Origin of the sequence: Streptomyces sp. MB09-02B, from assembly GCF_033794485.1 — a bacterium.
Taxonomy (GTDB): domain Bacteria; phylum Actinomycetota; class Actinomycetes; order Streptomycetales; family Streptomycetaceae; genus Streptomyces.
The window spans coordinates 1-1,556 of sequence record NZ_JARGEE010000826.1; the positions used below are offsets into that span (position 1 = coordinate 1).

General features: G+C 74.1%; 1 protein-coding gene and 1 pseudogene. One reads left to right on the top strand and one right to left on the bottom strand.

Annotated features, from left to right (window positions below):
- The first annotated feature begins 197 nt into the window (after positions 1 to 197).
- Positions 198 to 800: a response regulator transcription factor gene (locus tag P1P70_RS44410; RefSeq protein WP_319248150.1), complete on the top strand. Its 603-nt coding sequence runs from the start codon at positions 198 to 200 to the stop codon at positions 798 to 800.
- Positions 801 to 1,055: 255 nt separating this feature from the next.
- On the opposite strand, the pseudogene P1P70_RS45960 reads toward P1P70_RS44410, so the two are convergent.
- A pseudogene (locus tag P1P70_RS45960) lies at positions 1,056 to 1,556 on the bottom strand (ATP-binding cassette domain-containing protein); the annotation flags it as partial.

The following is a 1,556-nucleotide window of genomic DNA, read 5'->3' on the forward strand; positions in this document are numbered from 1 at the left end:
CCTCCGCTCAGCGCGTGCCCATTGTTGGCGCCCCCGTCATGCCCCCTCGCTGATGCGCGGCATCGCGCACGGGAGCCGCGAGTGCGCCCCCACGCACCCCGATGGCTGGTTCTTCGCGCCCGGGCGTGGTCGGGGGCGCCAACAATGGGCACGCGCTGAGCGGAGGACTTCGGTGGCCGGCAGGCGGAGGGGCGAACGTGATCCGGGTACTTCTCGTGCACGACGAGTGTCTGGTCAGATCGGTGCTGGCGGAGTGGCTCCGCCGGGAACCCGACCTGGCGGTGTTCGACGCGTCCTGGCGCGCCGCGCCGGGGCGGGTGCGGTCCCTGCGCCCCGAGGTCTGCGCCGCGGACCTGGACTGCGCGGACGCGGTCGGCATCCCGCCGCTCGCCGATCTGCGCGCCCCGGGCGGTCAGGCCCCCGGCCTGCTGGTCCTCGCCCACGCCGGCAGACCCGGCCTGCTCAAGCGCGCGGCGGAGGCGGGCGCCCGCGGCTACGTGGACAAGGAGGGCTCCCCACAGCGGCTGGTGACCGCGATCCGCGAGGTCGCCCGGGGAAGACGTTTCATCGACGACTCCCTCGGCTTCGGCTTCCTCAAGGCCGCCGAGATGCCGCTGACGCGGCGGGAGCTGAGCGTGTTATCCCTGGCTGCCGAGGGAGCCTCCGTCGCGGAGATCGCCGGCAGCCTGCACCTCTCCCACGGGACCGTGCGCAACTACATGGCCGCGATCACCCGCAAGACGGGGGCGCGCAACAGGATCGACGCGATCAGGATCTCGCAGGGGGAGGGATGGCTCTGAGCCCTCGGGGGAGCGGACCGGCGTAGGAACCGGGGACCAGGCGCCGACCAGGTCCCGGTAGAGCGGTGAGCGGGCCAGGAGTCCGTCGTGGTCCCCGTACGCGACGGACCGTCCGTCCATGACCAGCACACGGTCCGCGCGGCGGGCCGAGCTGACGCGGTGCGCGACGACCACGAGGGTCGTGCCCGGCCGCCGCGCGAAGGCCCGCTCCGCGCGTTCCTCCGCCTCCGCGTCCAGGTGACAGGTCGCCTCGTCGAGGATCACGACCTCCGCGTACGACAGGTACGCCCGCCCGAGCGCGACGAGTTGCCGCTCCCCGGCGGACAGCGCGCCCGGGTCGACCTCGGCGGCCGGACCACCCAGCCGGACCATCACCTCGGTGAGCCCCACCGCCTCCGCGGCGGCCCACAACTCGTCCTCGGGCACGGGTTTCGGCCGTAGCTCGCCGAGGTTTTCTTCGAGGGACCCCCCGAAGACGTACGCCTCCTGCGGGATGAGCACCCGGTGTGCGCGGGATGTGGCGCCGGGTACCGGCTGCCCACACAAGTGGACGGTGCCGTGCCGGGGGCGCAGGAGACCCGCGACGATCCCGGCGAGCGTGGACTTGCCGACGCCGCTGGGGCCCACGACGGCCAGGTGCGTGCCGTGGGGGAGACGGAGGTCGAGTCCGTCGAGGACGGGGGTGCCGGAGGAGCCGTAGGCGAAGGTGACGGAGGCGAGGGAGAGGGCGTCGCGGGAGGCCCCGGCTCGGGGGAG